The 22,420-nt window shown below is 66.3% G+C and carries 22 protein-coding genes and 2 tRNA genes; 15 read left to right on the top strand and 9 right to left on the bottom strand.

Annotated features, from left to right (window positions below; all coding sequences use genetic code 11):
- The first annotated feature begins 212 nt into the window (after positions 1-212).
- A complete protein-coding gene (lysS, locus tag ACTICP_RS04980) occupies positions 213-1,736 on the top strand; it encodes a lysine--tRNA ligase (protein WP_441890110.1) in 1,524 nt (507 codons plus the stop codon).
- Positions 1,737-1,739: 3 nt separating this feature from the next.
- Here lysS and ACTICP_RS04975 read toward each other — a convergent pair whose 3' ends face one another.
- Positions 1,740-2,894 carry a DUF4192 family protein gene (locus ACTICP_RS04975; RefSeq protein WP_441890108.1) on the bottom strand — a complete coding sequence of 385 codons (1,155 nt, stop codon included), beginning with the start codon at positions 2,892-2,894 and terminating at the stop codon, positions 1,740-1,742.
- Between the two features lie 116 nt (positions 2,895-3,010).
- Between ACTICP_RS04975 and ACTICP_RS04970 the strand changes: the two genes are divergently transcribed.
- From ACTICP_RS04970 to ACTICP_RS04960, 3 genes are all read left to right on the top strand, one after another.
- Positions 3,011-3,184 carry a hypothetical protein gene (locus tag ACTICP_RS04970; protein ID WP_441890106.1) on the top strand — a complete coding sequence of 58 codons (174 nt, stop codon included), beginning with the start codon at positions 3,011-3,013 and terminating at the stop codon, positions 3,182-3,184.
- A gap of 72 nt (positions 3,185-3,256) precedes the next feature.
- The gene (gene cls / locus ACTICP_RS04965) at positions 3,257-4,711 is read left to right on the top strand and encodes a cardiolipin synthase (RefSeq protein WP_441890104.1); all 1,455 of its coding nucleotides are present in this window, start codon (positions 3,257-3,259) and stop codon (positions 4,709-4,711) included.
- 14 nt (positions 4,712-4,725) lie between these two features.
- Positions 4,726-5,493 (top strand): hypothetical protein, encoded by a 768-nt coding sequence (locus tag ACTICP_RS04960; RefSeq protein ID WP_441890102.1) that lies wholly within the window; start codon positions 4,726-4,728, stop codon positions 5,491-5,493.
- 42 nt (positions 5,494-5,535) lie between these two features.
- On the opposite strand, the gene ACTICP_RS04955 is transcribed toward ACTICP_RS04960, so the two are convergent.
- On the bottom strand, positions 5,536-6,534 hold the full coding sequence (locus tag ACTICP_RS04955) for a diacylglycerol/lipid kinase family protein (RefSeq protein WP_441890100.1): 999 nt from the start codon (positions 6,532-6,534) through the stop codon (positions 5,536-5,538).
- 60 nt (positions 6,535-6,594) lie between these two features.
- Between ACTICP_RS04955 and serS the strand changes: the two genes are divergently transcribed.
- The 4 genes from serS to ACTICP_RS04935 all read left to right on the top strand — a co-directional run bounded on the left by serS (position 6,595) and on the right by ACTICP_RS04935 (position 10,147).
- Positions 6,595-7,905 carry a serine--tRNA ligase gene (serS, locus tag ACTICP_RS04950; protein WP_441890097.1) on the top strand — a complete coding sequence of 437 codons (1,311 nt, stop codon included), beginning with the start codon at positions 6,595-6,597 and terminating at the stop codon, positions 7,903-7,905.
- The gene (locus ACTICP_RS04945) at positions 7,902-8,726 is read left to right on the top strand and encodes an HAD family hydrolase (RefSeq protein ID WP_441890095.1); all 825 of its coding nucleotides are present in this window, start codon (positions 7,902-7,904) and stop codon (positions 8,724-8,726) included. The genes serS and ACTICP_RS04945 overlap by 4 nt, the downstream gene beginning before the upstream one ends.
- Positions 8,727-8,774: 48 nt before the next feature.
- Positions 8,775-8,859: transfer RNA gene (locus tag ACTICP_RS04940), tRNA-Ser, on the top strand.
- A gap of 19 nt (positions 8,860-8,878) precedes the next feature.
- Entirely contained in the window at positions 8,879-10,147 is a 1,269-nt protein-coding gene (locus ACTICP_RS04935) for an LCP family protein (protein WP_441890093.1), read from the top strand.
- Positions 10,148-10,163: 16 nt separating this feature from the next.
- Here the strand turns inward: ACTICP_RS04935 and ACTICP_RS04930 are convergent, their stop codons facing one another.
- Together ACTICP_RS04930 and ACTICP_RS04925 are read right to left on the bottom strand one after the other, a co-directional pair.
- Positions 10,164-10,313: a substrate-binding domain-containing protein gene (locus ACTICP_RS04930; protein ID WP_441890091.1), complete on the bottom strand. Its 150-nt coding sequence runs from the start codon at positions 10,311-10,313 to the stop codon at positions 10,164-10,166.
- Positions 10,277-10,870, bottom strand: a complete 594-nt coding sequence (locus ACTICP_RS04925; protein WP_441890089.1) for a hypothetical protein — start codon at positions 10,868-10,870, stop codon at positions 10,277-10,279. The genes ACTICP_RS04930 and ACTICP_RS04925 overlap by 37 nt, the downstream gene beginning before the upstream one ends.
- Positions 10,871-10,963: 93 nt before the next feature.
- Here ACTICP_RS04925 and ACTICP_RS04920 point away from each other — a divergent pair, with 93 nt between their 5' ends.
- Both ACTICP_RS04920 and ACTICP_RS04915 read left to right on the top strand, forming a co-directional pair.
- The gene (locus ACTICP_RS04920) at positions 10,964-11,533 is read left to right on the top strand and encodes a FadR/GntR family transcriptional regulator (protein WP_441890087.1); all 570 of its coding nucleotides are present in this window, start codon (positions 10,964-10,966) and stop codon (positions 11,531-11,533) included.
- A 74-nt stretch (positions 11,534-11,607) separates the two neighbouring features.
- A tRNA-Ser gene (locus ACTICP_RS04915) sits at positions 11,608-11,696 on the top strand.
- Positions 11,697-11,767: 71 nt separating this feature from the next.
- On the opposite strand, the gene ACTICP_RS04910 is transcribed toward ACTICP_RS04915, so the two are convergent.
- Together ACTICP_RS04910 and ACTICP_RS04905 are read right to left on the bottom strand one after the other, a co-directional pair.
- Positions 11,768-13,063 carry a HipA domain-containing protein gene (locus ACTICP_RS04910; RefSeq protein WP_441890085.1) on the bottom strand — a complete coding sequence of 432 codons (1,296 nt, stop codon included), beginning with the start codon at positions 13,061-13,063 and terminating at the stop codon, positions 11,768-11,770.
- Complete coding sequence (locus ACTICP_RS04905) at positions 13,060-13,647, bottom strand: helix-turn-helix transcriptional regulator (protein ID WP_441890083.1); 588 nt, start codon at positions 13,645-13,647, stop codon at positions 13,060-13,062. The genes ACTICP_RS04910 and ACTICP_RS04905 overlap by 4 nt, the downstream gene beginning before the upstream one ends.
- A gap of 187 nt (positions 13,648-13,834) precedes the next feature.
- Between ACTICP_RS04905 and ACTICP_RS04900 the strand changes: the two genes are divergently transcribed.
- The 3 genes from ACTICP_RS04900 (at position 13,835) to ACTICP_RS04890 (ending at position 15,916) form a co-directional block, all read left to right on the top strand.
- Complete coding sequence (locus tag ACTICP_RS04900; protein WP_441890081.1) at positions 13,835-14,380, top strand: TetR/AcrR family transcriptional regulator; 546 nt, start codon at positions 13,835-13,837, stop codon at positions 14,378-14,380.
- Positions 14,377-15,084 carry an SGNH/GDSL hydrolase family protein gene (locus ACTICP_RS04895; protein WP_441890079.1) on the top strand — a complete coding sequence of 236 codons (708 nt, stop codon included), beginning with the start codon at positions 14,377-14,379 and terminating at the stop codon, positions 15,082-15,084. The genes ACTICP_RS04900 and ACTICP_RS04895 overlap by 4 nt, the downstream gene beginning before the upstream one ends.
- Before the next feature lie 124 nt (positions 15,085-15,208).
- Positions 15,209-15,916 carry an aspartate/glutamate racemase family protein gene (locus ACTICP_RS04890; RefSeq protein ID WP_441890077.1) on the top strand — a complete coding sequence of 236 codons (708 nt, stop codon included), beginning with the start codon at positions 15,209-15,211 and terminating at the stop codon, positions 15,914-15,916.
- Positions 15,917-15,971: 55 nt separating this feature from the next.
- Here ACTICP_RS04890 and ACTICP_RS04885 read toward each other — a convergent pair whose 3' ends face one another.
- A complete protein-coding gene (locus ACTICP_RS04885) occupies positions 15,972-17,144 on the bottom strand; it encodes a PIG-L deacetylase family protein (protein ID WP_441890075.1) in 1,173 nt (390 codons plus the stop codon).
- 60 nt (positions 17,145-17,204) lie between these two features.
- Between ACTICP_RS04885 and ACTICP_RS04880 the strand changes: the two genes are divergently transcribed.
- Positions 17,205-18,815: a sodium-dependent transporter gene (locus ACTICP_RS04880; RefSeq protein ID WP_441890073.1), complete on the top strand. Its 1,611-nt coding sequence runs from the start codon at positions 17,205-17,207 to the stop codon at positions 18,813-18,815.
- Complete coding sequence (locus tag ACTICP_RS04875) at positions 18,812-18,946, top strand: methionine/alanine import family NSS transporter small subunit (RefSeq protein ID WP_441890071.1); 135 nt, start codon at positions 18,812-18,814, stop codon at positions 18,944-18,946. Before ACTICP_RS04880 ends, ACTICP_RS04875 begins: the two co-directional genes overlap by 4 nt.
- 12 nt (positions 18,947-18,958) lie before the next feature.
- Here the strand turns inward: ACTICP_RS04875 and ACTICP_RS04870 are convergent, their stop codons facing one another.
- Positions 18,959-20,992 (bottom strand): CocE/NonD family hydrolase, encoded by a 2,034-nt coding sequence (locus ACTICP_RS04870; protein WP_441890069.1) that lies wholly within the window; start codon positions 20,990-20,992, stop codon positions 18,959-18,961.
- Positions 20,992-22,314 carry an ATP-grasp domain-containing protein gene (locus ACTICP_RS04865; RefSeq protein ID WP_441890067.1) on the bottom strand — a complete coding sequence of 441 codons (1,323 nt, stop codon included), beginning with the start codon at positions 22,312-22,314 and terminating at the stop codon, positions 20,992-20,994. Before ACTICP_RS04865 ends, ACTICP_RS04870 begins: the two co-directional genes overlap by 1 nt.
- Positions 22,315-22,420: the final 106 nt, after the last annotated feature.

Raw genomic sequence — 22,420 nt, 5'->3', positions numbered from 1 at the left:
GCTCGCTCAACGACCCGCAGAAAGGTGAACCACGACCAGCCGCCGGGCGTTGAGCGAGCCGAAGGCGAGACGAAACGGGCTGAGCGACCGCAGGGAGTCGAAGCCTCACCGCACGAGCCGCAGGGCACCCGGCCCTGTCGCCCCCGTTCGAGGGCTGAACGGGCGCTGCCGGTGACGCCGGTAAACTCGGGGATGACTTCCAAGGAGCCGCTATGACCCCCGCGCCTGACGCGCCCGCATCCACCCCCGACACCGTCGAGGACGTCCACGAGCAGAAGGCCGTCCGCCTCGCCAAGCGCGAGCGTCTGATCGAACAGCGCATGGATGCTGCGGGCGGCGCGTTCCCGGTCGCCGTGCCGGTGACGCACCAGATCCCGGCGCTGCGCGCCGAGTACGGCGAGCTCGAAGCCGGCGCCGAGACCGGGGTGGTCGTCGGCGTCGCGGGCCGCGTCGTCTTCAGCCGCAACACCGGCAAGCTCTGCTTCGCCACCCTGCAGGCCGGTGACGGCTCGCGCATCCAGGCGATGATCTCGCTCGCCGAGGTGGGCGAGGAGTCGCTCGCGCGCTGGAAGGAGTTCGTCGACCTGGGCGACCACGTCTTCGTGCACGGGCAGGTGATCTCCAGCCGCCGCGGCGAGCTGTCGATCATGGCCGACGGCTGGGCGATCGCCTCGAAGGCGATCCTGCCGCTGCCGAACGCCTATTCCGAGCTCAGCGAAGAGGGGCGCGTGCGCAGCCGCTACCTCGACCTCATCGTGCGCGAACAGGCCCGCACGACGGTGCGCGCTCGCGCCGCCGTCAACGCGAGCCTGCGCGCCACCTTCGGTGCGTACGACTACCTCGAGGTCGAGACTCCGATGCTGCAGGTGCAGCACGGCGGAGCATCCGCTCGTCCGTTCATCACGCACTCCAACGCCTTCGATACCGAGCTGTACCTGCGCATCGCGCCGGAGCTGTACCTCAAGCGCGCCGTCGTCGGCGGCATCGAGCGGGTCTTCGAGATCAACCGCAACTTCCGCAACGAGGGCGCCGACTCCACGCACAGCCCCGAGTTCGCGATGCTCGAGGCCTATCAGGCGTACGGCGATTACGACCAGATGGCCGAGCTCACGCAGGAGCTCGTGCAGCAGGCGGCCATCGCCGTCGCCGGCTCCACCACGGTCACCTGGGCCGACGGCACCGAGTACGACCTCGGCGGAGAGTGGGATCGCGTCTCGATGTACGAGTCGCTCTCTGAGGCGGCAGGACGCACGTTCACCCCCGACGACGCGGTCGAAGACCTCATCGCCTTCGCCGAGGCGAACGGCGTGGACGTGCCCCCGCACGCGATCCACGGCAAGCTCATCGAAGAACTCTGGGAGCACTTCGTCAAGGTCGACCTCGTGCGCCCGACGTTCGTGATGGACTTCCCGGTCGACACCTCGCCCCTGGTGCGCGAGCACCGCTCGATACCGGGCGTCGTGGAGAAGTGGGACCTGTACATCCGCGGATTCGAACTGGCGACCGGGTACTCCGAGCTCGTCGACCCGGTCATCCAACGCGAGCGGTTCGTCGAGCAGGCGACCCTCGCCGCGCGCGGCGACGTCGAGGCGATGCGCGTGGACGAGGAGTTCCTGCGGGCGCTCGAGCACGGCATGCCGCCGTCGGGAGGCATGGGCATGGGCATCGACCGCCTGCTCATGGCGATCACCGGGCTCGGCATCCGCGAGACGATCCTCTTCCCCCTGGTCAAGTAGTCCTCACCCGGCATCCCTTCCGCCACCGCGCCGGAACGTCCACTCCGGCAGCACGGCGGCATCCATGAGGGTGCTCAGCAGTCGTGCCAGCGAGTAGCCGGGGTCGATCTCGGCGACCGCGTTCAGATGGTGCTGCGCGTGGGTCGCTCGCCCAAGCGCCCAGCAGATCCACGCCGCCACCGTCAGCGGTGCCGGCCGCGAAGCCCGGGGCGCGCGGGCAGCTGCGCCTCGGACGAGGTCGAGAGCGATCTGCAGACGCGCCGGATCGGGTGCGTCACCCTGCCCGATGAACATCCGACCGAGATCGTCCGGCACGATCCGGCCGGTCGCCGAGAACGCGAGCTGCGCGTCGAAGGCGCGGATGCCGGTAGGCAGATCAGTCGCCCACTGCAGCAGAGCCGCGTCGCGCAGGGGAGGACGATCCAGGCACCACAGCAGAGCGGCGGTTTCGAACGGCGGCAGATCCTCATGGTCCTCTATCAGGGCCTCGAAGAACTCCGGGAGGTCATCGAGCAGCACCGCGGCTGCGAGCGCCTGTGGATTCTCGCGCCCGCCCTGGTGGCCTCCATTGCGGTGTGCGCCATCGCAATGCCCAGCGTCACGCGCGAGCACGTCGGAGATGTCGCGCAGGGCACGCCCGACCAGTTCCTTCTCGGCCAGATCGACGGTCGGCAGCGCCGCACCGGCATCCTGATCACCGGAGAAGTCCGGCATGCCGGGGATCGCCGGCGCCTCGGGGATCTCGTCCAGCGGGTTCAGCTCCGGGTCCTCGTCGAAGTAGCTCGACCAGCCGCACGGCATGACGCACAGCGCATCCATGAGGTGAAGACCGGAGTCGACCGCGACCGCCAGCAGCTCTTCGACCACGACGGTCTGCGGCAGCACCAGACCGTCGGGGGTGTGCTGCGGCAACTCGTCGACGTAGACCACCACGGCCACAGCATCCAGCCCGGTGACGCGCGAGACCAAACCGATCGCCGAGTCGACGTAGTCGTCGAGCTCGATGTCGTCGCGGGGAAGGTCGATCCGCATCGCGCCGTGCGCCCGGGACCGCTGGAACGGCACGAGCACGATGCTCTGCCGCGGAGTGAAGCCGGCCAGGGCCGGGACGAGGCCGAGGAAATCGGCGGAATCGGATGCTTTCAGGACTGTGCTCATGCCGCGAGTGTGGCCGAGCGCGCACCGCGGAAACGGTACTCACAGGCCGGACGGCGCATACGTTCCTGTGCAGGACGAGTGGGCTGACGCTCGGACGGAGCGCGTACGATGGAGGGATGGACAGCTTCTGGGGCGCGGTGGTGTGGTCGATCCTGCCGACCATCGTCGTCGCCATCGCGTTCTTCTTCGTGCTGCGGGGGATCCTCCGCTCCGATCGCACCGAGCGCAAGGTGCACGCACGGATCGAGGCCGACGAGCGCGCAGCGCGCGGTCTTCCTCCGCGCGCCTGAACAGACGTCAGCGGCACCGGCTACTCTGAGGAGATGCGCCGAACCGGGCGCGCCGGACGCCGGGGGTGATGCGTGGTTCAGTGGCCGTGGTGGGTGCTGGGGTTCGCGCTGGTTGTCGACATCGCGATCCGTATCACCGCGATCATCGTCATCCCGCGCAACCGCCGTCCCATGTCGGCGATGGCGTGGTTGCTCGCGGTCTTCTTCATCCCGTACATCGGCGTACTCCTTTTCCTGCTCATCGGAAACCCGCGTTTGCCGCGTGCGCGCAGGCGCAAGCAGGATCAGATCAACGATTTGATCGCTGAGACGAGCGATCAGCTGCACTTCGGCACCCTGCGTCCCCATGCGCCGGACTGGTTCCGCTCGGTCGTCTCGATGAACCAGCACCTCGGGGCGCTCCCGATCTCGGGAGACAACGGCGCGCATCTGATCAGCGAGTACCAGGAGTCGCTGGATGCCATGGCCGAGGCGATCCGGGCGGCGAAGGAGTACGTGCACGTCGAGTTCTACATCCTGCAGTCGGATGCCTCGACCGACAATTTCTTCCGTGCGATGGAAGAGGTCGCCGCGCGCGGCATCCCGGTCCGAGTGCTCCTGGACCACTGGGCGAACCGCTGGAAGCCGCGCTACCGCGCGACGATCAACCGGCTGACGGCGATGGGGGCGGAGTGGCATCTGCTGCTGCCGATGCAGCCGCTGAAGGGCCGGATGCAGCGACCCGATCTGCGCAACCACCGCAAGCTGCTGGTCGTCGACGGATCGATCGGGTACCTGGGCTCGCAGAACGTCACCGATTCGTCGTACAACCTCAAGAAGAACATCAAGCGCGGCCTGCACTGGGTCGACCTGATGGTGCGCGTCGACGGGCCCATCGTGCTCAGCCTCAACGCCATTTTTCTGAGCGACTGGTACAGCGAGACCGACGAGATCCTCAGCGATGTCGACATCACCAAAGCCGAGATCGGCACCGGCGACCTGGACTGCCAGATCGTGCCGTCCGGCCCCGGGTACGAAGTCGAGAACAACCTGCGGCTCTTCCTCGCGCTGCTGTACGCGGCGCAGCGGAAGATCATGATCGTCAGCCCCTACTTCGTGCCCGACGAGGCGCTGCTGCTCGCTGTGAGTGCGGCGTGCGACCGGGGCGTGCAGGTCGAGCTGTTCGTTTCTGAAGAGGGCGACCAGGCCGTCGTCTACCACGCGCAGCGCAGCTACTACGAGGCGCTGCTGCGGGCGGGGGTGCGGATCTGGATGTATCGCAAACCGTACATCCTGCACACCAAGAGCCTGACGATCGACGAGGAGATCGCCGTGATCGGGTCGAGCAACATGGACATGCGCTCGTTCGGCCTGAACCTCGAGGCGTCGATGCTCGTGCGCGGTGAGGAGTTCGTCGCCGAGATGCGAGCGGTCGAGGATGAGTACCGTCTGCTCAGCCGTGAGCTCACGCTCGAGGAGTGGCTGCAGCAACCGCTGCGCTCGACCGTGCTCGACAACCTGGCACGCCTGACGTCTGCGCTGCAGTGACGTACCCTGAAGCCATGATCACGACTTCGCGGGCGATCGCCTCTGCTGCGGCCCTGGCCGCCGCGCTGCTCATTGTCGGGTGCGCGGGATCGTCCGGCGACCAGACGCCGACGAGCAGTCCGAGCCCTGACACATCCACGCACACCGATGCACCGATCCTCGGTGACGACGTCGAAGCGGCGTGGCTCGACGAGGGCCGTATGTTCGCGATCCTGACGTGGGGGTCGTCGACCTGTGTGCCCGTCGTCGACGAGGTCTCGGCAGAGGGGCAGACGGTGACGGTCTCACTCGTCGACGCGCCGAGCTCCGACGGCACGGAACGGGCATGCACGATGGATCTCGCCCCGCGGGCGAGCGTCGGTGCCATCCCCGAGGGCGTCGATCCGACGCGGGACGTCGAGTTCATCGTCACGGCCGGGGCCGACACCGATGACGTCGACCTCGATGGGAATGCGACGCTCACCGGCACCCCCGGCGACGCCACCGATTACGAACCCAGCGCCGGATGGTTCGACGACGACGGGATTGTACTGCTGACCTGGGGGTCGTCCGGGTGCCTGCCGATCGTCGAGGGCGTCGACGTGCAGGGTGGCGGGGCGACCGTCACCTTTGCGACCGAAGATCGCGCGTGCACCATGGACATGGCGCCGCGGGCCACGATCATCGGCCTCGACGACAACGATGATCATGACGACGTCGACGATGACAGAGACGAGAACGAGTTCGTCCTGACGCTGGTCGGCGACAACCTCGACGGCACGGTGACGGTGCGGCGCGGCTGACACCCGGCTCACCGGCCAGAGCCGTTTGGTCGGACCCGGCCGTTACAGCTGGTCGACCGGATGCCCGTCGGGCAGCGCGAGCAGCAGTGCCCCGGGGGCCACGCGGCAGCGGATGCGCACAGCCAGACCGAACTCGTCGCCGTCCAGTTCGATCGCGGTCGGGGCGATGGGTGCGACCTCGGCGACCTGGCCGCGCAGGTAGCGCACCGATGCATCCTTGCCCCGTCGCTGCAGCACCAGTCGGCCTGCGCGGAAGCGGCGCAGCACGGAGTTGTCCCACCAGATCTTGCGCCACACGCCCAGCCAGCCCAGCGGCCCGGTGGGCTGGATGATCGCGATGTCCATCGTGCCGTCGGCGATGGATGCCGTGGGGATCAGCGCGATGCCCGCCGGAAGCGTGCCGCAGTTCGCGAACAGCACGCTGTGCACCTTGGTCGAGTGCAGGCGCGACTCGTCGACCTGGTAGACGATGCGGAACGGCTTCGCGCTGGGCAGCGACCGAGCGGCGCCGTCGACATATGCGACCCATCCGACGGACTTCTTCAGGTCGGGGCGGGTGTTCGCGATCATGTCGGCGTCCAGCCCCATGCCCGCGAGCACCACGAACGCGTGCTCACTGCGCTCGCCGTCCTCGCCGGTGAGCTCTGCCCAACCGATGTCGATCGGATGCCGGAAGTCTCCGAGCGCCGCGCGGATCATCCGGTCAGGATCGAGCAGCGGCAGGCCGAGATTGCGGGCGAGCAGATTGCCGGTGCCGCTGGGCACGATGGCGAGGGGCACGTCGGTGCCCGCCATCTCTTCGGCGACCGCACGCACGGTGCCGTCGCCTCCGGCGACGAGCACCACATCGACCCCCTCGGCGATCGCGTTACGGGTCGCCTGCTGTCCGGCATCCTCGACGGTCGTCGGATAGAACAGGGGAGCAGCCCAGTCGGCCTCTTTCGACTCCGCCCGCAGAGACGCCTTCAAGCGTCGCTCGTCGACCTTTATCGGGTTGTAGACGAGGGCCGCCTGGCGGTGCAGTGCCGTGGTCTTCGTCATGGCGTTCACTCTACGGCTCGCGGCCCGGGCGGAGGCCGCAGCGCTGGCTAGACTTGGGGGATGATCGACCTCGCCATTCTTCGCGACCAGCCCGAGATCGTCCGCCGCTCGCAGTCCGTGCGCGGCAACGATGTCTCCACCGTCGACGCGGCGATCGAGGCTGATCGGTCGCGCCGCGCGGCCCTGACCGCCTTCGAAGACCTGCGGGCCGAGCAGAACGCGTTCGGCAAGCGAGTTGCACAGGCGCCGAAGGACGAGAAACCGGCGTTGGTCGCCCAGGCCAAGGAGCTTGCCGAGCGGGTCAAGCAGGCGCAGCAGGATGCCGGCCGGGCAGCGGATGCCGCGGCATCCGCTCTTGCGCTCATCGAGAACGTCGTGATCGACGGCGTACCCGCCGGCGGCGAGGCGAACTTCGTCGAGCTGCGCCGCGTCGGTGAGACGCCGGTGTTCTCCTTCGAGCCCCGCGACCATCTCGAGCTCGGCGAGATGCTCGACGCGATCGACATGGAACGCGGGGCGAAGGTGTCGGGTGCGCGGTTCTACTTCCTGAAGGGGATCGGCGCCCGGCTCGAGATCGCGCTGATGAACCTCGCGCTGGACAAGGCGCTGCAGAACGGTTTCGTGCCGATGATCACGCCGACACTGGTGCGTCCGGAGATCATGCAGGGCACCGGCTTCCTCGGTGAGCACGCCGATGAGGTCTACCACCTCGACAAGGACGACGACCTGTACCTCGTCGGCACCAGCGAAGTGGCGCTCGCCGGCTATCACAAGGACGAGATCGTCGACCTCTCCCGCGGCGCCCTGCGCTATGCCGGCTGGTCGACCTGCTATCGCCGTGAGGCCGGCTCCTACGGCAAGGACACCCGCGGCATCATCCGCGTGCACCAGTTCAACAAGCTCGAGATGTTCGTCTACACCACGCTCGAAGACGCCGAGGCCGAGCACCAGCGCCTCGTCGCCCTGCAGGAGGAGATGCTCACCGCGCTCGGCCTCTCGTACCGCGTGATCGATGTGGCCGCAGGCGACCTCGGCTCGAGCGCAGCACGCAAGTACGACATCGAGGCATGGGTGCCGACGCAGCAGGCGTTCCGCGAGCTGACTTCGACGTCGAACTGCACGACGTTCCAGGCGCGCCGGCTGGACGTTCGGCATCGCCCAGCCACGGAGGACGGTGCGGCGGCGAAGACGCAGCACGTCGCGACGCTGAACGGCACGCTCGCCACGACCCGCTGGATCGTCGCGCTGCTGGAGACGCATCAGCAGGAGGACGGTTCGGTTCGCGTGCCGGAGGTGCTGCGGCCGTATCTGGGCGGGCTGGAGGTGCTCGAGCCGGTGACGGCCGCTGCACCGGCGCAGGGCGCGCAGTGACGGCCCCCTGGCTCGTCGGCCTCGACGTCGACGGAACGATCATTCTGCAGGACGAGACGATGAGCCCCGGCGTCCCCGCCGCCGTCGCGCGGGTTCGGGATGCCGGTCACATCGTGACGATCGCGACCGGCCGCAGCTGGTCATCGACCGAGCGCTGGGTGGACGAGCTCGGAATCATCGCCGACTACGTCGTGTGCTCGAACGGCGCTGTCACGATGCGGCGCGGCGCGTCGGGCTGGGAGCGCTGGCACGTCGAGACGTTCGACCCGCGGCACGTGCTGCACCTGCTCACCGATCGGCTGCCCGAGGCGCACTACATGGTCGAGCTCGGGGACGGCACGCGGCTGTACACCGGCGAGGTCGGGGACTGGACGCTGGAGGGTGGTCGCCTCGTCGACATCGATGAACTCGGTGCGCTGCCGGTCTCGCGCGTGGTCGTCGTCTCGCCGGAGCACGATGAGGACGACTTCCACCGGATCGTGGCGGAAACCGGACTCAATGAGGTCTCGTATGCCATCGGGTGGACGGCCTGGCTCGACATCGCCCCGCAGGGAGTCGACAAGGGCAGTGCGCTCGCGCGGGTGCATGCGGAGCTCGGTATAGACGGGGGACAGGTGCTCGTCGTCGGTGACGGACGCAACGACATCGGCATGTTCGAGTGGGCTCGCGGGATCGGCGGCCGTGCGGCGGCGATGGGGCAGGCACCGGATGTGGTGAAGGACGCGGCGAGCGAGGTCACCGGACCGGTCGAAGACGGCGGGTTGGCCCAGGTTCTCGACACGCTGCAGCATCCAGGGGCTGCCCAGGTCAGACCGGGATAATCGAAACCGGCTAGACTCGTCCACTGATCGCCGGATTCGTCCGACGATGGAGGGCTGTCCGAGCGGCCGATGGAGCTGGTCTTGAAAACCAGTGGGCAGAAATGTCTCGTGGGTTCGAATCCCACGCCCTCCGCAGATGTGAAAGGCACCGAGTGAGCGCGAAGATCCGTCGACGCAGAACTGTCGCACGTCACGGTCAGTTGCGCACCCCGGGCGCGGTCAGCCAGCTGCTGAAGATCATCGGTATCGCCATGGCCGTCGTCCTCGTCAGCGGCGCCAGCGTGGCCGCTTTCGTCGTCAGTGACCTGTACGGCACGGCAACGGCAGGCGCGGTGGAGCTCGAGGGCCAGGAGTCCGCCCCGCCGGACATCAGCGAGTACGAGGGCGGGTTCGATCTGCTGCTGGTCGGCACCGACACCTGCGAGGAGGAGTACGCGAAGTACTTCGGCGACCGCTGCTCCGGGCCCGATGCGGAGGGCAACCTCAACGACGTGAACATCCTCGTGCACGTCTCGGAGGAGCCGCGGCGCATCACCGCTGTGAGCTTCCCACGCGACCTGATGCTGCCGATCCCGGAATGCACGCGCGATGACGGCAGCGCGACAGCGGCGATGTACAAGCAGCCCCTCAACAGCGCGTATATGGACGCCGGCCTGAACTGCGTCGCCCGAACGGTGACCGAGCTCACCGGTCAGGACATCGAGTTCGCGGCGGCCGTCACCTTCGGCGGCGTGATCGAGATCACCAACTCCATCGGGGGTGTCGATGTCTGCCTCGCGACTCCGATCAAGGACGAGCACACCGGTCTGGATCTGCAGGCCGGTACCCACACCGTCAAGGGGCTCGAAGCCCTGCAGTTCCTGCGTACCCGGCACGGCGTCGGCGACGGCAGCGACCTCGGCCGGATCGGCAATCAGCAGCAGTACATGTCGAGTCTGGCCCGCAAGCTCATCAGCGGTGAGGTGCTCGGCAATGTGCCGGTCATGCTCCGGCTCGCGCACACCGCGCTCAGCAACGTCGAGGCCAGCACCTCTTTGACCAACCCGATGACCCTCGTGCAGGTCGGTCTTGCGGTGAAGGACGTACCGTTCGAAGACATCGTGTTCCTGCAGTACCCGACATACGACGACCCCGATAACGCGAACAAGGTCGTGCCGGACACCGAGTCCGCGCAGGCGATGTGGGACGCGATCAACGCGAACCAGCAGCTCGAGGTCACCCACGAGAACACCGAGAACGACGGTGTCGTCGTCGAGGAGTCGGAGGCGCCGAAGACTCCCGAGGAGACTGCGGCTCCCGAGGAGACCACGGAGCCGGCCGATCCCACCACGCCGCCCCAGGACCCTGCGGCGCTGCCCGACAACATCCGGGGGAACTCGGCGGCACAGCAGACCTGCTCGAACGGCAACGTGCGGCAGTAGTGTCCGCGGAGGCGGTTCAGCCGGTCGTCGAACGGCGAACGACGAGCTCCGGCGGGAAGACCGTCTGACGGGGAATGCTGTCGGGGTCGGCTGCTTCCTCAAGGACGATGCGCAGCGCCGTTCGCCCGATCATCCGGCTGGGCTGACGGATGGAGGAGAGCGGCACGGCCGCTGCGGCGGCGAAGATGGTGTCGTCGAACCCGATGAGACGGGGCCGATGTGCACGGGACGACCCGCAGACATCTCAACGGCCTGCAGCGCGACGATCCGCTGCATCGACAGCGCCTCGACGAGCTGTTCCGTATCGAACGTGTGGAACAGCGGCGTCGTGCTGAATGCGATCCCATCCAGATCGGCGGGCAGACGGTGGCTTTCGCGGTTGAGTTCGGTGAAGTGCGATCGTACGCCGCCGATGACGGATGCCGCGATCCCGGTGCGAGTGAGTGCATCTCGTGTCGCCGTCACGGTCGTCGCATCGCTCACGTGCAGCATCGCATCGAACGGCATCACGCGTCGAACGTCGTGCGGAGCGAGTGCCGCCGCGACCGCCGCGAGCGGGCTGGAGGACCCGTCGGTCACAAGTCTCACGTCGAGCGGGAGCCCGTCTGCCGCCGCGCGCGCGAGTGCGGCGGGCCAGGTCGGCGTGGTGAGATTCAGCTCGACGACGCGAAAAGTTCCGTCCGCGCATGGGGGGACGGGATCCGGCGCTGTCGAAGCCTCCACGCCGATCTCCGGGAAGAGGCCGGCCTCATGCAAGACCAGTGAATCGGCGGGGGCGGACGAAAGGGAGGAAGGATTGCCGTCGGGCGCTCGGCTGTGCGCGAGGCCCTGGCTGCGCTGGAGATTCTCGGCATCGTTGATGTGCGTCCGGGGTCGGGCACGTACCTGAGAGGGATGGCGAGTGAGCTGCTGCCGCAGACGCTGCGATGGGTGCTCCTGATCGGGGAGCGTCACACCGGGCAGCTGCTCGAGCTGCGCGAAGGGCTGGAGATCTACGTCGCGAGGCTCGCCGCTACGCGGGCGGACGAGGCGATTCTCATACGACTCGAGCGCGGTGTCGAGCGCATGAGGTCGACAGTGTCGGAGCTCGGAGCGTTCGCCAAGGCCGATCTCGATTTCCATCATGCGCTCGCCGAGGCTGCTGGCAACGAAACTCTGACCGATCATGTGCACGTGATCCGCTCGCTTCTGCAGGTGTACGCGGATCGTGCGGTGCAGGATGCTTCGCACGCCGAGCGTGCGGTCGCTGAGCACGAGGCGATCCTGGGGGCGGTGAGGGCGAAGGATGCGGATGCTGCGGCATCCGCTATGGCCGTGCACATGGCGACGGCGAGTGCGCGCTTGCGCGCCGATGCCACCGCGACGGATGCGAAGGACGTGCCGTGAAGGCCAGGTTCGTGCCCGCCTGCGAGACCCGTTATGATGGCTGAGTGCATCCGCGCTCTTGGCGCCGGATGCCTGGAGACGTCGCATAGTCAGGCCTAGTGCACCACCCTGCTAAGGTGGAGTCCCCTCACGGGGACCGAGGGTTCAAATCCCTCCGTCTCCGCAGTAAATTACCTGATCAGGGGCTACATTCCGACTCTGAGATTCGATGTTTCCCTTACGGGGGTGGCCCGGTCAGGTGAGGGCATCGATGACTCTGCGAGTCTGCGTGTACGTGGCGTGCGGGTAGAGCGTGACGGCGGGGAGCTCGTTGAGGCGATCGGGGATCCGTTCGGTGACGACGGTGACGGCGAGTTGGAGGCCTTCGGCGATCTGGAGGGCGAATTCCCGCAGATGTCCTTCGATAAGCCCTGCGTCGGCTTCGAGGCGTTGGATGCTGTCGGCGTTGAAGGTGCCTAGGGTGTTCGTGCCGGCGACGGCGAAAGCGAGCTCGACGTTGTCGAAGACGGCAGGGTCGTGTGTGAGGACTTGCTCTCGCGGCTTGAAGGGGAGTGAGCTGTTGAGGTCGTAGAAGGGGGCGAGCACGCTACGACCGGGCACATGGGTGAGGGAGTAGTTCTTGGAGTGCCCGTCGTTGTGGCCGATGATCCAGGAGAAGACGTGCAGCTTCGCAAACCGCTCCTTGGCGGTCTTGGCGTCGGCGGCGCTGAGGTTGCGGTCGAAGACGGTGAAGATGTCGCGGTAGCCGGGGCCGCCGTCGGACTCGTACTTCTGAACGTGGGAGGTTCCTGTGGCTTGCGCGAGGTCTTCCTGATGGAGTCGGCCGATGGCTCCGTTGTTGTCGAAGCGGTCGAAGCGTTCCACGATGAGGACGTGCTCGCCGTCGAACTCGGCGATCACGGATGCGGCCGCGTTGATCCCGAGCAGGCGCGCGACCTGTAGCGTGATGTGCTCAGTGACGTCGGAGCCGGGCAGCGGCTGGATGCCCGGCTTGAAGATATGTGTCGACGGTTGCCGCCCAGTCGGCTCGAACCACTGGTCGTCGCGAAGGGTGAGCGCGAACTTCCCCTGAGCGCCGCCGAGCGAGAACCCTTCTTCAACGGCTCGGTGCTGCAGCCAGTCGGAGTCGTCTCGACGGATCTGCCGGATCCGGTCGCCGATCTCCTTCTCGGTGAGTGGCGTCAGGTTCTCCTCCTGCCTGGGTGATGCGCCTGCGGGGTAGAACTCGAGCGCGCCGGCGACATCGGCGCCGTAGACGGAGAGCAGATCGAAGGTGCTGTCGCTGGTCAGCTTCGCTTCCCGCGCCCAGCGGGAACGGACGTCAGCGCGGTCGGGCATGAGGTTGTCGAGGTACCGCTTGGTTTCGTCGTTCCCGAACGGGGTCGTGACGACAGGGAGCGTCACGGAGATGCGGACGGGGCTATCCGACTCGACGTACTCGGGCAGGTAGCGCAGCTGCAGGTTCTCGCCTCGCCGGGTGATCGTGGCGACGGGTGCGTCGTAGAGGTACACGTTGAGGGTGCGGTTCATTCGATACCCTCCGCGGCATCCGGGTCAGCATCCGCTCGGGCGGCCTCCGTGGACCGGGAACCACCTTCCACCGCTCGCGGTGGATTGTTGAGGACGGAGCCGGGGACGGTGAGACGCTCGGTGAGTCCGCGGGAGGCTTCGCGGATGGAGGCGAGTGTGGCGGGGTCGAGGTTGGCCTCGACACGCTTGAGGATGCCAGAGGGGTCAATCTTGGGCAGGAGTGAGGGCTCGATCTGGGGGAGCGAGCCAAGGGCCTGCTTGTTGAGCGCTTCGAGCGTGCTCGAGCCGATCAGCGGTGTGATGCGCTTGGTGAGTGCATCGGCCGCGGCCTGGGCGGCACCCCTCGTGGCGACTCCGGCGGGGGCAGTGGTGCGGCGATCGGTGGTGGCATCCAGGTGGATGTCGAGGTGGTCGAGGATCAGCAGCACCGTGTCGAAGGAAGTGCCGCCGTTGCCGCGTTCGAGGCGGGCGAGGGACTGACGGGTGATGCCGACGGCGTCGGCGACGTCGTGCTGGGTGAGGTTCCGCTGGACGCGGGCGTTCTTGACCAGACGGGCGAGGTCTGATGTCGTCTGCAAATTCACGTCGATCACCTCCATTCGTGTTCGAAAAATAGCACCGTGAGTTTGTGTTACAAAAATATACCACTGGTTAAATGTGACGTAAATGGAACATCTTATCAATGTGCGAAAAATGCAACATTTCAATGTGGGATGCTTCGGCAGAATGGCAGCATTTAGTAAGTAGTTAGTTACTGATACAGTCGTCGGCATGAGCGATACTCGTGGCAGCGCGGCCGAACGCCGGGTCCAGGCAGTGGCCATCGGCCTCGGGGCGTTCGCCGATCACGGCGTGACCACCGTCGCTATCCAGCACGTGGCCGCGCAGATGGGCGTTTCTCAGCCGTATGTGTTCCGACTCTTCGGGTCTAAGAAGGCGTTCTTCCTCGCCTGCGTCGACGAACTCGCTCCACGCATCACCGAGATGCTGCTGAGCACTGGCGCGGGGGTAGAGGAACCGTTGGAGGAGATGGGGGCCGGCTTCCGCGCCTTGGTCTCAGACGGTGTCATCAGCGGTTTCTGGCTACAGGCCTGCGCCGCGGCCCGCGCGGATGACGAGATCGCAAGCAAGTGCCGTGATGTGATCGCCCGTTCGCTTCGGGCCGTGCAGGCGAGCGCCGGTGTCGATGCTGATGTGCTGGCCGGTTTCTTCGGGCGAGGTGCTCTGGTCATGATGCTGCAGACGCTCGGCGTCGATCTGAGCGAGGGTAGCCGAGCCGCGGTCGCGTCGCTGGCTGAGAAAGGTGAGACGCCATGAATCCGCTGTTGCTGCCGCTCGTCGCTGTTCAAGGCCTCCGGGCTCGCTCTCAGATCGAAGTTCTCCCCGAAGCTGCCGGACCGACCACCGGCATCACCGACGAGGCCGGTGCGTTGCCCCTGCGCGTGATCGTGGTGGGGGAGTCGACCGCAGCGGGGTGCGGAGCGGAGACCCATGACGAAGCCTTCCCCGGTGCGTTCGCTCGTGCATTCGGTGCGAGGTACGCGCGCCCGGTTTCCTGGGCGGTCGCCGGACGGAATGGTGCCACGATTCGACGGGTTCGCCATCGGATCATCCCGGAGATCGACGAGGATGCGGACGTCGCGGTGCTGCTCATCGGCGTCAACGACGTCTTGACGCGCACGCCGGTCCCGCAATGGCGCGATGATCTTGTGGCCGTCATCGATGCGCTGGCGATGCTCGCTGACAGGGTGGTCGTCGCCGGTATCCCGCCGTTCGACGCATTCCCGTCGCTTCCGCGCGCGCTCCGAACCTATCTTGCCGAGCGCGGACGCGACCTGGATGCTGCTGCGCGAGAGGTCTGCGCCACTCGTCCCGCGGCATCCTGGATGGCGCCCTTCGGCCTAGAGGAGGCGGACGCCGCGTTCTTCGCGAGGGATGGGTTCCACCCCTCGGCTGTGGGGTATCGGCGCTGGGCTGAGCAGGTTGCGCAGCAGCTTGCTGCCGAATCGGAAGAGGGGTAGACCATGACGATCCAAAGCAACGGGCGGCATAGACTGCTGCCACCGCCAGCGCGATCAAACTGATCACCACCGAGCGACAACGCACGCTGACGCACGACCAACGAAGGATGGATGGCGCGCCACGATGAAGACCATCGGAGTCTTGGGCGGCATGAGCTGGGAATCATCGCTCGAGTGGTACCGACTGGCGAACGAGCGCGTGCGCGCTCAGCTGGGCGGTCATCATTCGGCGCCTATCGTTCTCGATTCGCTCGACTTCGCCGAGATCGAAGCGTTGCAGGCGGCAGATGACTGGGATGTCGCTGGTTCGTTGCTCGCGGAGCACGCCCGTCGCCTGGAACTCGCGGGGGCAGACCTGATCGTGCTCTGCACCAACACGATGCATCTGGTGGCCGACCGGATCACGGATGCCGTCAGCATCCCGTTCCTGCACATCGCCGAGGCGACGGCGGATGCCGTGAACAGCGCCGGGCTCCGCACGGTGGGCCTGCTCGGCACGGCGTTCACGATGGAGCGTCCGTTCTATCGCGAGCGATTGGAATCGCGGGGGATCGAGGTGCTCGTTCCCGATGCCGAAGACCGAGCGGGGGTGCACGCGGTAATCTTCGACGAGCTCGTGCATGGCGTCATCAGCTCTGAGTCTCGCGCTCTCTACCGCCAGGTCATCGATCGACTCTTGACGCGGGGAGCCGAGGGAATCATTCTTGGATGCACCGAGATCGAACTGCTGATTTCAGCCGGAGATGCGTCGGTGCCGGTGTTCCCCACAACGTCTCTGCATGTCGATGCTGCCCTCGCGGCGGCCGGGCTAGATGCTTCGTGTCGGTTCTGAACGTTCGTAACCGTCCGAATCCCTCTCGCCTGACTGCGACGTGACCGCGCTCGCCCTACGGTCGCACGAGCTCCGCGTGCGGCACGAGGTACTGCCGCACGAGCCACTTCCCGAACTTGCGGAACTTCTGGCAACCATCAGCCGTCGAACATTTGATCACCGAGTCGTGAGTTGCGTATGCCGCGAAAGCCTCGAGCTTGCGTTGTAGCGCGTCGCCTTCGAGGTTCTGCGGCCGCTCCATGCTCGGGTAACCCTGCGCGTAGACGACCCGGTCGGGGTCGATCAGGCCGTCATCCGCCGCTCCCATGACGATGTCACCGGTGACCTGATGGTCCGGGTGGTCGCCTCGGGTACCCACGGCGCTGCCGGGCAGATGCGCGAGTACGCTCGTCGGCTGGTACGCGTTGTACAGCTCCACGATGGTCGCGCTGATGGCCTCGAGCGTAACCGGGGCGCCGGAGTCGATCATGTGGAGCTCGCTGAGCTTCCCCGCGAGCAGCTGCGGAAGGCTCTCCTTGCCCGTGGTGGGGACGCCCTCGCCGTTCAGCCCGCCGTCGGGCAGGCGCAGGAAGAACAGTGTCACCCGTGGGTCGCCGACCGGGCGGCTCATGGTCAGGGTGATCCCGTCGACGAGCGTGACCGATCGTTCCTTCCACTCCACAGGAGCACCCAGCAGAACGTCGTAGGAGTCGCGCAGCCCGTCCTCGCGGCCATACCCGTAGTCCAGGCCCTTGCCGGCATCCGAACCCGTCAGGTACAGGTTCCGTACGCACTGACCGTCGTCGAGAGCCTGCGGGATGGTCGGACTGCCGAAGATCAGATCGTCGTCGTAGTGCGCCCAGACGGTGAACAGTGTGCCGGCCGAGCACGGAGCATCGACATACTGCAGCGGAGAGATGAAGGTAGGGGCGGTACTGCCAGCCGCCAGCACCTGCGGAATGTCGCCGCACTGCTGCGTGGATGCGAGGAAGTCGACGGCATCCGCCTGCGTCTGCAGGAGCATGCGCACGTCGTTCTCGACGACGACTCCCGCGCAGTCGACGGTGACGATCTGCGTGATCCGTTCATCACCGAGATCGTTCAGCGGCGGAGGGGGCGGAGGGATCGTCCCGGCCGAAATCGCGCGGGGTCCGCTGGCCTCGGCCTCCGCAGAGGTGGCGCATCCACTCAGCGACAGCAGGGCAGCAAGCAGCACAGCCGTGCCCCACCTCGTAGCGCCTCCGCGCATGCTTTGTCTCCCCCTGAGAACCAGGCTCAGTCTAGGGGCAGTTTCCGGTATGGTCGGCGCATGAGCACGGTACGGACGCGCACCACCAAACGCGAGGCCTTCGGGTCGCGCAACGTCTTCATCCTCTCGGCCATCGGCTCGGCCGTCGGACTCGGGAACATCTGGCGATTCCCGTACGTCGCCTACGAGGGCGGCGGCGGTGCCTTCCTCATCCCCTACCTGTGCGCGCTGCTGACCGCGGGCATCCCGCTGCTGTTCTTCGACTACGCGATCGGCCACCGCTTCCGCGGCTCCGCACCCCTCGCGTTCCGGCGCATGCACCGCGCCGCCGAACCGCTCGGCTGGTGGCAGGTGCTCATCTGCGTGATCATCGCGGTCTACTACGCCGTGATCGTCGCCTGGGCTGCCATGTACACCTGGTTCTCGGCGCAACTGACGTGGGGCGCCGGCAACGAGGAGGACTTCTTCTTCAGCGAGTTCCTGCAGATGGGCGACGTCGCCAGCGGAGGCCTTTCGATGGAATTCGTCCCGCAGGTCGGCGTCCCGCTGCTGATCGTCTGGGTCGTGACCATCGTGATCATGGGGCTGGGAGTGAAGCGCGGCATCGGCGCCGTCAACATGGTGCTCCTGCCGCTGCTGACGCTCATGTTCATCGTGCTCGTCGTCCAGGCGCTGTTCCTCCCTGGCGCGATGGACGGACTGAACGCTTTCTTCACCCCGAACTGGGCGGCCCTCGCCGATCCCGGCGTGTGGGCCGCGGCCTACGGACACATCTTCTTCTCCCTGTCGGTGGCCTTCGGCATCATGGTGACCTACTCGTCGTATCTGAAGCGCAAGACCGACCTCACCGGCTCGGGTCTTGTGGTCGGCTTCGCGAACTCCGGCTTCGAGATCCTCGCCGGCATCGGCGTGTTCGCGGCTCTCGGCTTCATGGCGCAGGCGCAGGCCGTCGACGTCATCGATGTGGCATCCGACGGAATCGGCCTCGCCTTCGTGGCCTTCCCGACGATCGTCTCGCAGGCTGCCGGCGGGCCGATCATCGGTGTCCTCTTCTTCGGGGCCCTGACTTTCGCGGGTCTCACCTCGATGATCTCCATTCTCGAAGTGATCGTCGCCGCCATCCAGGACAAGCTCGGCTGGGGTCGGGTGCGCGCCACCCTCATCGTGACGATTCCGCTGGGCGTCATCTCGATGGCGTTCTTCTCGACGACGACGGCGCTCGCCGTGCTCGATACGGCGGATGCCTTCGTCAACGCCTTCGGCATCATGGCCGTCGCGCTCGTCGCCGTGATCGTCGTGGCCTGGATGCTGCATAAGCTGCCAGTGCTGCAGGAACATCTCAACCGCCGCTCGAGCTTCCGCGTCGGTCTGATCTGGAAGCTCCTGGTGGGCGTGCTCGCACCGGTCGTGCTCGGCTACCTGCTCATCAGCGAGCTGATCACGAAGATCAACACCCCGTACGGGGAGTACCCCGGTTGGTTCCTGTCGATCTTCGGTTGGGGCATGGTGATCGGGCTCGTGATCCTCGCCGTGGCGCTCTCACTGATTCCCTGGAGCGGACGCTCGCACGCGAAGGACGATCCGGAGTACGACGACTTCCTCACCGAGGAGAAATACGAACCGGATGCCGAGACTGGAACGATCCGGACGACGAAGGGAGCGGGGGCATGACAATGCCAGCGATCATCTTCATGATCATCGCCATGGTCACGGTGTGGGGCGGCCTGGTCGCTGCCATCGTCAACCTCGTGCGGCACCCCGAACAGGCCGAGACGGAGCCCTCCCCTCCCGTCGAGCTCTGACGGGCGTCTGGTTCACACCAGGTTCCGCGGAACAGCCGTGCTCCAGCTCTTGGACGCGACGCGACGCTCGCCCTCGTAGGCATCCAGTTGCGCGTGCAGCTGGAACTCGGTGGCTGTCGAGGTCAGCACCGTCTTCGTAGTCGTCCGCACGCTCCAGTTGTCGCGCTCGAAGCCCATGGTCCAGTCGGTCTCACCGCGAATCGAATCGAAATCGCCGGACGTGAAGCTGTACTCCTCGTACGCACGGCGGGTGACGGCGAGGTCGATGTCGGGGAAGTGCACCACGCCGAGGTCCTTCACTACGCGCAGGCTTCCGGTGAGATCGACCATGTTCCGGTGCACGCTCCAGTCCTGTTCGCCTGGTTGCAGCTGGAGCACCTCGATGGGTGGGGCGCCCTCTGGATCGCCGAACGTGGGGACAGCCCCCTCATCGTCGTCGAGACCGGTCGAGCGCACCGGGAGGACGAGGGCGGACTCATCCGGATAGACCGTGAGCCGCACGGGCTCTGGCGACGGCCATACGACGGGCCAGTACGACGTGGACACCGACAGCCGCAGCCGGTGGCCGGCTGGGAAGGACTGCGCCATGCCGTTCAACTGCACCGCCACGGTGAGCTTCTCGCCGGGTTCCAAGGGCTGAGGATTGCCGGATCCTGCGTGATGGTTGAGGTTGAGAACTCCGTAGCTGACGCGGGTGGCTTCGCCGTCGGGCGCCATGTCCGAAAGCCGCACCGCCACCATCGCCACCGGCCGGTCGACGCTCAGTGTGAGTTCGACAGCCGGTGCCCCCAGCAGTTCTAGCCGTTCGGTGAGCTCCTCGCTGTCGAAGATCATCGAGCCGCCGTCCTCCTCGCGCTGGTCGTACGGCATGTCAGGGGGCGCATTGTATGAGCACCACTTGCCGGCGAACTGACCGACCGAGAGCGGGGACTGCACAGTCAGCGGCGGGCTCGGCTGCGCGGCGGCATCCGGGTCGACGATGCGGTGTCGACCGAGCGGATACCGAGACTCGACGATCCGCTCACTCGGCCAACTCGGCTCACCGACCCAGCGCCCGGGGCGGTCCTCATAGGTAGTCGCAGGCCGGGCGGTGTCCTGCATCCAGATGCTCAGCGCCGGCCCGCTCATCGCACCGTTGCCGGTCTCGTCCTTCAGCCAGTGATCCCACCAGGCGACAGCCTCCTGCAGGAAACCGATCGCAGGGCCAGGCTCTCCGAGGTGCGGGTATTTGTGACTCCACGGGCCGATCAGCCCCTTTGTCGGAACATCCAGCTCCGCCAGCAGCCGGAACACGGCATTGGAGTACCCGTCTGCCCAACCGCTGACCGCGAAGACCGGAACCTCGATCGCCGAATAGTCCTCGTCGATCGATCCGTGCTGCCAGTACTCGTCACGGTGCTGGTGCGACAGCCAGGTCTCCAGCCACAGTCCGCTGTTCTCGAGCCGGTCGAGCCACAACTCGCGCCAGCGTTCGCCGACGATGGCGGGGTCGGGCGGGCAGGAGTTGTAGGCGAACATCGTCGACGCCCACGACAGATTGTCGCTCAGCAGGCACCCGCCCATGTAATGGACGTCGTCCGTATAGCGGTCGTCGGTGGAGCACACGGTGATGATCGCCCCGAGGCTCGGCGGCCGCCTGGCGGCGACCTGCAGAGCGTTGAAACCACCCCACGAGATGCCCATCATCGCCGTGCGTCCGCTGCACCAGGGCTGTTCCGCCATCCAGGCCAGCACGGCCTCAGCATCCGCCAGTTCCTGCTCGAGGTACTCATCGGTCAGTACCCCCTCCGAGTCTCCGCTGCCGCGAAGATCCACTCGGAGACACGCATAGCCGTACCCGGCCATATAGGGGTGATGGATGGAATCACGCTGCGCTGTCAGATCTCGCTTGCGGTAGGGGATCATCTCCATGATGCCGGGAACCGGATCATCATCGGCAGATACCGGACGCCAGAGACGCGCAGCGAGCCGGGTACCGTCCGGCATCGGAATCCACAGATGTTCGTCTTCGGTGACCTCGTTCGGCAGGGCTGTGACGGCGCGCATCAGTCTCCTTCCTCCGTCGGGTCGATCTCCTCGACCGGGTCGATCTCGAACTGCAGTGCCTCCACGCACCGATCCCATCGGGTCGTGAGTTCGATGCCGTTGCGGGCGCCGAGGAAGACCTCCGCGAGCAGATAGCTGTAGCTGTCTTCGCCTTCGCCCTCTGACAGACGCTGCCCTTCGGCGACCGTGACGTCGATGGTGGTGCCGGGGAACTCCTCCTCGAGAGCGGCGATCTCCTGCGCCGTGGGAACGCGACGCACCACACCGTCCGAGAAAGTCCGCAGGAGCCACTTCGCCGCGGTCATGAACGCTCCCTGCCTGCGCGGCAGATCGCGGGGATCGCGCCCGAGCGCGAGATCGAGCATGAACGCGTGATTCGGGATGCTGTCGACCATCGCGAACAGCGGGGCATGGGACTGCGAATGGCGGGCATTGACCTCCAGCAGATTCAGGCTCTCGGTCTCCGGATCCCAGAAGTACTCGATGTTGAAGGTGCTGTTGGTGAGATCAACCGCACTGATCACACGGCGCGACACTTCGGCCATGTAGTTCTGGATGTGTTGCGGCACGCGTGAGGAGGGGTACTCGTAGCGCAGAAAGCTCGGGGTGTCGGGGTAGGTGACGGAGTCGACCACGCCGTAGACCTCGATCTGCCCGTCGTGAGCGTAACCCTCGACCGTCACCTGGAACCCGGTGGCTGCTCCTTCGACGAGACATGTGTCGGGGCCGATCTCGGCGATCTCGAGAGGCAGATCGAGCATCTCCAGGATGTCGTTGAACGGTCCTCCCATGCGGCCGATCTGGTCGCGTTCCTCAGCTGCCGCGGCCTTCAGATGCTCATCGTCTTCGACGTAATGGGCTCCTTCGGAAGACGCCGATTTGATCGGCTTGATCCACACCGGGTAGTCGAGACCGTCGGGCAGCGTGATGTCGTTGCGGGACAGATCGAGAAGGGCGAATGCCGGATGCTCATCGATCACCTTCTCCTGCTCGAGGCGTGACCAGTATTTGTGTTCGCATTTGACGACCGCCTCCAGGCTGGCGGAGCGGAGTCCCCGTTCTCTGCACAGGATGGGCACCATCATCGTGGACGGGAAGTCCCAATAACCGACGATCGCATCGACCTGGCCGTCGAATGCGTCCAACTGGTTTCGTGCGCGCCCAAGCAGATCAGGAACGGATACGACGCCCTGCTGCAGTTCTTCCTGACGGAGCAGTTGATGGAACGTGTAACGATCCGCATCGGGCATGCTCTCCAGCACCGAACGATTCACATCATCGAGTCCCAACACGAAGATGTTGCGGGTGTTCGAATTCGGCATGTCGCATCCCCTTTCTCCCGTGACCGGGGCCGCGATGGATCTGACATGCGTCACGTTACGGCGAGCGGCGCGGTCGGTGTCTCCCCCCTTGACAGCACCGGTGAAC

Source organism: Microbacterium sp. (genome assembly GCF_052102115.1).
Taxonomy (GTDB): domain Bacteria; phylum Actinomycetota; class Actinomycetes; order Actinomycetales; family Microbacteriaceae; genus Microbacterium.
This window is presented reverse-complemented; position numbering and strand designations above follow the sequence as displayed.